Source organism: Micromonospora sp. 15K316 (assembly GCF_004348525.1).
Lineage (GTDB): Bacteria > Actinomycetota > Actinomycetes > Mycobacteriales > Micromonosporaceae > Micromonospora.
On sequence record NZ_SMKG01000022.1, the window covers coordinates 41,559 to 49,979 of the forward strand.

3 protein-coding genes are annotated in these 8,421 nt (G+C 67.8%); all 3 read left to right on the forward strand.

From position 1 onward, the window contains the following. Positions 1-116: 116 nt before the first annotated feature. The 3 genes from E1211_RS08195 (at position 117) to E1211_RS08205 (ending at position 8,313) form a co-directional block, all read left to right on the forward strand. A complete protein-coding gene (locus E1211_RS08195) occupies positions 117-2,909 on the forward strand; it encodes an immune inhibitor A domain-containing protein (RefSeq protein WP_132347053.1) in 2,793 nt (930 codons plus the stop codon). Positions 2,910-3,290: 381 nt separating this feature from the next. After that, positions 3,291-5,597 (forward strand): immune inhibitor A domain-containing protein, encoded by a 2,307-nt coding sequence (locus E1211_RS08200; RefSeq protein WP_132347055.1) that lies wholly within the window; start codon positions 3,291-3,293, stop codon positions 5,595-5,597. Positions 5,598-5,916: 319 nt separating this feature from the next. Next, positions 5,917-8,313 (forward strand): immune inhibitor A domain-containing protein, encoded by a 2,397-nt coding sequence (locus E1211_RS08205; RefSeq protein ID WP_132347067.1) that lies wholly within the window; start codon positions 5,917-5,919, stop codon positions 8,311-8,313. Positions 8,314-8,421: the final 108 nt, after the last annotated feature.

Here is an 8,421-nt window from a genome sequence, read left to right on the forward strand (position 1 = left end):
TGTCGCTCGGGCGCCCTCGTGATTTACGTTCACGCCGGCCGCGCCGCTTCGACGAACGTCACATCGATGAGGCGCCGGCCGAGGTCCTGCCATCCCATGCCCGAGATCGGAGCGGCATGAACAAAAGACCCCAGTCCAGCGGGCGTCGACGGCTACTCGTCGCGCTGCCCGCCATCGCCCTCGCCGCCACGTCACTGACCGTGACCAGCAGCGCGGCGGCCGAGACCACCTCGGTGCCGCGGGCGGTGATCGGATCCGACGAGTACTACATCAACTACGCCGAGCCGGAGGTGCAGCCGGACACGTCCGGCCGCGAGGTCAAGGGCAAGGACGGCGTCTACGCCCCGGCCCACGAGAAGATCCGCGAGTTCGATCGCAAGCACGCTCGCGGCAACCCCGTCACCGCACGGGAGCTGGCCAAGATCGAGGCCAAGTCGATCAAGAGCGGCAAGAACCCGCGGAAGATCAAGCAGGCGCCGACCACCCAGACGGCGAAGCTGCTGACCCTGCTGGTGGAGTTCAACGACCAGGCCAACGACGACTTCACCGACGTCATGGTGCCGCGGACGGTCTTCGAGGACCGCACCTGCGTCCCCGGCACCGTGCAGAACGGGCCGAAGCACAACAACATCCCGAACCCGGCCAAGCTGGGATACGAGGACAACAACTCGATGTGGGTGCCGGACTTCTCGCCCGCGCACTTCGACAAGATGCTGTACACCAAGACCGGCATCACCGAGCGGGTGCGCAAGGACCTGAAGGGTCCGGACGGCAAGCGCGGCATCGACATCTCCGGCCGCACCATGCACAACATGTACCTGGAGATGTCGAAGGGCGCGTACACGGTGGACGGGCAGGCCAGCCCGTGGATCACCGTGCCGCACTCGGAGGCCTGGTACGCGGCGAACCGCTGCTTCCAGGACGAGAACGGCAACTGGGTCGCCGGGCGTGAGCAGTCGATGAACGGCCACCCGGACAACCCGGCCGGCGCCGGCCGGCTCGCCACCGACGCGATCTCCACGCTGGCGGCGTCGGACCCGGACTTCCCGTGGGCCGACTACGACATCGAGGACCAGGCCGACCGGGACGGGGACGGCAACTTCTTCGAGCCGGACGGCGTGATCGACCACCTGGTGCTGGTGCACGCCGGCAAGGGCAAGTCCTCCGGCGGCGGCGCGCAGGGCGTCTACGCGGTCTGGGCGCACTCCTCCTCGGTGCCGGGCGGCTACACCATCCCGGGCACGAACCTCCAGGTGTCGAACTACATCGTTCAGCCGGAGGACGCCGGGGTGGGCGTCTTCGCCCACGAGTTCGGTCACGACCTCGGCCTGCCGGACCTCTACGACACCTCGGGCAACGCCGACTCGGACGTGGACTTCTGGGACCTGATGGCCTCGGGTTCACACTCCGGCGAGATCTTCCAGGCGCTCCCCACCCACATGGGCATCTGGGACAAGTGGGTGCTCGGCTGGGCCGACCCGCTGACCGTCGCCCCCGGCTCCCGGCCACGCTACGTGGAGCTCGGGCAGACCTCGCGCACCCCGGTCGGCACCGAGGACGGCATCAAGATCGACCTGCCGGACAAGGTCATCACGCTGGCCGAGCCGCACAGTGGCGCGAACATGTGGCACAGCGGCAACGACCAGGAGTGGGCCGACGTCCGGCTGACCCGTTCGGTCGCGGTTCCGGCGGCGGCCGACGCGAAGTTCTGGATGTGGAACAACTACGTCATCGAGGCGGACTGGGACTACGGCTTCGTCGAGGTCTCGACCGACGGCGGGACCACCTGGACCGAGCAGAAGGTCTACGACGAGGCCGGCACCGTGGTCACCACGCCGGACGACTACCCGGACCCGAACGGCCGGATGAACGACTTCGGCGGCAAGAAGTACGGCCTGACCGGCAGCACCGAGGGCTGGCGGCACGACTACGTCGACCTGTCGGCGTACGCGGGCACGACCATCCAGCTGCGGCTGCGCCAGGCCACCGACGAGGCGTTCGAGGAGCGGGGCTGGTTCGCCGACGACTTCTCGGTCACCGGCGGCGGCGCCACCACCTGGAGTGACGACGTCGAGAACGGCGCCAACGGCTGGACGCCCAGCGTGCACACCTGGGTCGACACCACGGGCGAGGGCTGGAACATCGACAGCGGCACCATGGTCCAGGCGCACTACTACCTGGCCGAGTGGCGCAACTTCGACGGCTTCGACAAGGGCCTGAAGTACGCCTACGACACGGTCTACTCGCGCGACGCGTGGAAGGTCGACCGGATCTCGTACAACGCCCCGGGCATGCTGGTCTGGTACCGGGACACCGCGCTCGGCGACGTCAACCACGTCACCGGGCAGCTCACCGCGCTGCCCAGCTACGGCGCGAAGGGCGGGTTGCTGATCGTCGACTCGCACTTCGACCCGTTGCGGCGCAAGGGTGCGGCGGCCGTCAAGGACCCGTCGGTGACGGACAACCTGCCCAGCCGTCCGCAGTCGTCGAACGCGGCGTTCTCGCTGAAGCCGACGTACCCCTTCCAGGAGTGCCTGGAGGCGGCGGGCGAGCCGTACAGCGCGTACTGCACGAAGTTCGGGGCGCAGCCGGCGGTGAAGACGTTCACGGACGCCAAGGGCTGGTACCCGGGCATCGAGATGCGCGACGGCGCGCCGTACGCCCGGGACAGCGACGCCTCGGTCGTGCTGCCCTCGCGGAACAACGCGCCGTACACCACCCGGGTGACCCACCCGAACGGTAAGCCGGCGCCGGAGTTCTACGGCATGACGTTGAGCGGTGGCGCCATCACGTTGGGCACCGGCAACCCCGGCGACATGCGCGTCAACTACGGCGTGTCGATCAAGATCGAGAAGAGCGCGAAGGACAACTCGGCCGCCTGGGTCTACGTGACCCCGTCCAAGCGGTGACCTGACCGTTCTCGTCGCGGCCCGTCCGGAGCTCGGCTCCGGGCGGGCCGCCTCGTTTCCGAGCCCGGGGCGTGGCGGTGTCCAGCCATCGACGGAGTACGCGGGTGACACGCTGGCGCGCGGCGGCGCTCTCCCTCGGGGACCTCATAATCACCGCCGCATCGAGCGCTCGTGATTAAAACGTAATGTTAAAAGTTGCTTAGGGCTACGGATACATTGCGGGAATTTGTCCACAACAAACCCGCCCAAACCAGATGATCATTCCTTCCCGGCAACCTCGTGACACGCTCCGCCTCCTCTGTAAGGGTGGTTGACGCAATTCATGACAGTCGCTTGCACGTGTGCGGCCTGTCATGTAACAGATCCACAAAGGAGGACCCTTTGAGGAGACGAGTCACAGCCGGCCTGGCGACCGCCGCGGCCGCGCTGCTGGCGGCGGGAGCCGTGGCGACGCCGGCCTCCGGCGCCCCGGCGGCGAACCCGACCCCCTCATCCGACCGGGCCGAGCACGGCCCGGACAATCTCCCCGACCCGAAGGCGGATCAGCAGCGGGCCCTCCGCAAGCAGGCCATCGGCGACCTGCTCACCGGCAAGGCCAAGCTCGAGACCCGCCACGGCTCCAAGGTCATCAAGATCAAGGACAAGTTCGTCGAGTACCAGCAGCCGCCGAAGGTCGACCCGATCTTCACGATGCTGGTGAACTTCGGCGACAAGGTGGACCCGCGGACCGGCGGCGCCGCCGGCCCGGTGGTGAACCAGATCCCGAAGCCCGACCGCAAGTACGACGGCGGCGCGACCGACGACAACAGCACCACCTGGTCGGAGAACTACGACCGCCAGCACTACCTCGACATGTTCTACGGTCGCCGCGGCGAGTCGATGCGGGACTTCTACCTGGCGCAGTCCGGCGGCCGGTACACCGTCGGCGGCGATGTCAGCGACTGGGTCACCGTGCCGTTCAACGAGGCCCGGTACGGCTCGAACGCCATCCCGGAGAGCGACGGCTCCTGGAACTTCATCAAGGACACCGCCACCTCCTGGTACGACAGCCAGCTCGCGGCCGGCAAGACGCCGGAGCAGGTCAAGGAGTACCTGGCCCAGTTCGACATCTGGGACCGGTACGACTTCGACCAGGACGGCAACTTCAACGAGCCCGACGGCTACATCGACCACTTCCAGGCCGTACACGCCGGTATCGGCGAGGAGGCCGGTGGTGGCGCCGAGGGTGAGGACGCCATCTGGTCGCACCGCTGGGCCGCGTTCACCAACCTGGCCGGCAGCGCCGGTCCGGCGGGCAACAAGGCCGGCGGCGTGCAGATCGGCGACACCGGCATGTGGATCCGCGACTACACCACCGAGCCGGAGAACGGCGGCCTCGGGGTCTTCGCCCACGAGTACGGCCACGACCTCGGTCTGCCCGACCTCTACGACACGGTCGGCGGCGACAACGGCGTCGGCTTCTGGAGCCTCATGTCGTCCGGCTCGTGGCTGAGCCACGGCAAGCAGGACATCGGCTCGACCCCGGGCTACATGGACCCGTGGTCGAAGCTCTTCCTCGGCTGGCTGAACTACTCCACCGTCGAGTACGGCAAGGGCACCAGCGAGGTCACGCTCGGCCCGGCCGGCGACAGCAACGGCCCGCTGGCCCAGGCCGTCGTCGTGAACCTGCCGCCGCAGGAGCAGACCACCACCTACAACACGCCGTTCGGCGGGTCGTACGAGTGGTGGGGCGGCAGCGCCGACGACCTGAACACCACGCTGGCCCGGCAGCTCGACCTGACCGGCGCCTCCTCCGCCTCGATCAACGCCAAGGCCTGGTACGAGATCGAGGAGGACTTCGACTACCTCTACGCCGAGGTGTCGGCCGATAACGGCGCGAGCTGGACGCAGCTGGGCAACCCGCTGATCGAGGCCGGCGAGACCGGGCTCGACGGCTCGTCCAACGGTGAGTGGGTGGACCTGAACTACGACCTGTCGGCCTATGCCGGCAAGGTCGTCCAGTTCCGCTACCGCTACCAGAGCGACGGCGGGCTCCACCTCGCCGGCGCGTTCCTGGACAACGTCTCGCTGGTCAAGGACGGAGTCGCCGCCTGGACCGACGACGTCGAGACGCCGGCCGCCGAGTGGACCGCCCGGGGCTTCACCCGGATGGGCGGCGAGGTGACCGCCGAGTACCCCCGCTTCTACATCGCGGAGAACCGGACCTACTTCGGTTACGACGAGACGCTGAAGACCGGCGGCTACAACTACGGCTACACCAACACCCGCCCCAACTGGGTGGAGCGGTACGCGAACCAGCCGGGCATGCTGGTCTGGTACGTGAACTACGCCTACGGTGACAACAACACGTCGGAGCACCCCGGATACGGCCTGAACCTGCCGGTCGACGTCCGGCCGGGGTCGATCACGGTGCCGGGTCAGGGCACCGTCACCAACCGGCGCAACGGCTTCGACGCGACCTTCAGCCGCCACCAGAAGCCGGCGCAGACCTTCCACCTCAACGGGGTGCCGGTCACCCTGCCGAAGCTGAAGGCCAACCCGGTCTTCGACGACAGCGTGGTGGACCGCTACTGGTCGGCGCAGAACGAGCAGAACTCGGTGAAGGTGGCCGGAACGGGCACTCGCCTCGAAATCGTTAAGCAGGGTAACCACCCGACCGACAAGATGGTCGTGCGGATCAGCAACTGATCCATCGATCATCTTCGGGGCCGGTGGCGGAAACGCCGCCGGCCCCTTTTTCGTACCTTCGACAGGGTTGATCGAAATGCACCGCTGCTTGCGTGTGAAGGCGGATCCGCCCTGCTCATGTACAACGTGGGACCGGCCGGAGTATGACGGCTGAAGGCAGAGTCAACAAAAACTTGCAACAAATCGACGCGGCTGTCTTCCCCCTCGACGCAGCAGTGTCTATGTTCACCAGTGGCCCCCTAGGGGGCCGTCTCAGCCGGCCCGCAACCCCGGGGGGCCGGTTCCCTCACATCGGAGGTACCACGTGCGCAAAGTCGCAGTGGGTCTGCTCGGGCTTTCGCTGACAGCGACGGGACTGGTGGCTGGCGCCTCCGCCAGCGCGGCGCCGAAGCTGCCGGCCGCCGCTCCGTCGGTGGCCGAACCCGCCCATGTGGACCACGACCTGCCCAACCCGCTTGAGGACAAGCGGCGGGCGATGCGCCAGGAGGGCCTGAGCGACGTCCTCTCTGGCCGGGCCACGACCCAGAAGATCAACGGCAGCACGGTGGTCAAGGTCGGCGAGACCGCGGCCGTCGGCGGCGCGGCGAGCCGGTCCGCCAAGGCCACCAAGGCCGGCAAGGGCGCGACCAAGGACCAGTACGTCGAGCTCGGCCGCGAGACGACGGACAAGATCTTCGTGATCCTCGCCGAGTTCGGTAACCAGCGGCACCCGAACTACCCGGACCAGGACACCGACCCGGACACGGCGGGCCCGACCCGCTTCGACGGGCCGCTGCACAACGAGATCCCGCAGCCCAACCGGGCGGTGGACAACTCGACGATCTGGCAGCCGGACTTCAGCGCCGACCACTTCCGGCAGATCTACTTCGGCACCAACCCGGGCGACGAGTCGCTGAAGCAGTACTACGAGGCGCAGTCCTCGGGCCGCTACAGCGTCGAGGGTGAGGTCACCGACTGGGTCAAGGTGCCGTACAACGAGGCCCGCTACGGCCGCTCCGGCGGCTACCCCTGCGCCTCGAACGTCTGCACCAACACCTGGAACCTGGTCGCGGACGCCGCCAACCAGTGGGTCGCCGACCAGAAGGCCGCCGGCAAGACCGACGCGGAGATCGCCGCCGAGGTCAAGTCCATGGACCAGTGGGACCGGTACGACCACGACGGTGACGGCAACTTCAACGAGTCGGACGGCTACATCGACCACTTCCAGATCGTCCACTCCGGCGGTGACGAGGCCGACGGTGACCCGCACCAGGGTGAGGACGCCATCTGGAGCCATCGCTGGTACGCCTTCGCGTCCGACCAGGGCGTCACCGGCCCGCCGAACTTCCCGGCCGGCGGTGCCCAGATCGGCAACACCGGCATCTGGATCGGTGACTACACCATCCAGCCGGAGAACGGTGGCCGCAGCGTCTTCTACCACGAGTACGGCCACGACCTCGGTCTGCCGGACGACTACAACGTGGTGAGCGGCGGCGACAACAACAACGAGCACTGGACCCTGATGGCCCAGAGCCGGCTCGGCGCCAAGAACGACGAGGGCATCGGTGACCGGGGCGGCGACCTCGGCGCCTGGAACAAGCTCCAGCTCGGCTGGCTCGACTACGAGGTGGTCGTGGCCGGTCAGAAGCGGACCCTGGAGCTCGGCCCGCAGGAGTACAACTCCGACAAGGCGCAGGCCGCCGTGGTCGTGCTCCCGCAGCGGGAGTACACCTTCGACCACGGCGCGCCGTTCGCCGGCACGAAGCAGTTCTTCTCCGGCAACCGGGACGACCTGAACAGCACCATGACCCGGACGCTGGACCTCACCGGCAAGACCAGTGCCGCGTTCAGCATGAAGGGCCGCTACAGCATCGAGGCCGACTTCGACTACCTCTTCTTCGAGGCGTCGACCGACGGCCAGTCCTGGACGCCGCTGCCCGGCACGGCCAACGGTGCGCCGCTGAAGGAGATCTCGACCGGACGCTACGCCCTGGACGGCTCCAGCGGTGGGCAGTGGGTGGACATCAACATCCCGCTGACCGCCTACGCCGGCCAGAACGTGCAGTTCCGGCTCCGCTACCAGACCGACGGCGGTGTCTCCGAGGGCGGCTTCTACGGTGACGCCGTCACCGTGACCGCCGACGGGCAGACCCTGCTCAGCGACGGTGCCGAGGCCGGTGCCGCGGGCTGGACCCTCGCCGGTGGCTTCGAGATCGCCGAGGCCTCCTACACCCGGCTCTTCGACAACTACTACATCGCCGGCAACCGGTCGTACGTCTCGTACGACAAGTACCTCAAGACCGGCCCGTACTTCTTCGGGTACACGAACACCCGCCCGGACTGGGTGGACCACTACGCGTACCAGGAGGGTCTGCTGATCTCGTACTGGAACACCCGGTACGAGGACAACGACACCTTCGAGCACCCGGGCGAGGGTCGCAACATGATCATCGACGCCCACCCGCGGCCGATCTACAACCTGACCGGCCAGGCGTGGCGGGCCCGGGTCCAGGTGTACGACGCGACGTTCGGCCTGAAGAAGGCCGACTCGTTCACGCTGCACCTGAACAGCCAGCCGCAGTACATCCGCGGCCAGGCCGCCGAGCCGCTCTTCGACGACACCAAGAAGTACTTCTACGAGGAGCTGCCGAACCACGGCGTCAAGCTCCCCGCGGTCGGTGTCAAGATCAAGGTGCTGGAGCAGAAGGGCACCTCGATGAAGATCCGGATCTCCTGATCCGCTGATCGACGTACCACCACGCGATGCCCGGGCAGGTCACCTGCCTGGGCATCGCCCTTTTCGCGGGTCTCCGCCCGCACCCGTCGAGGCCACCGCAGCCCGGCC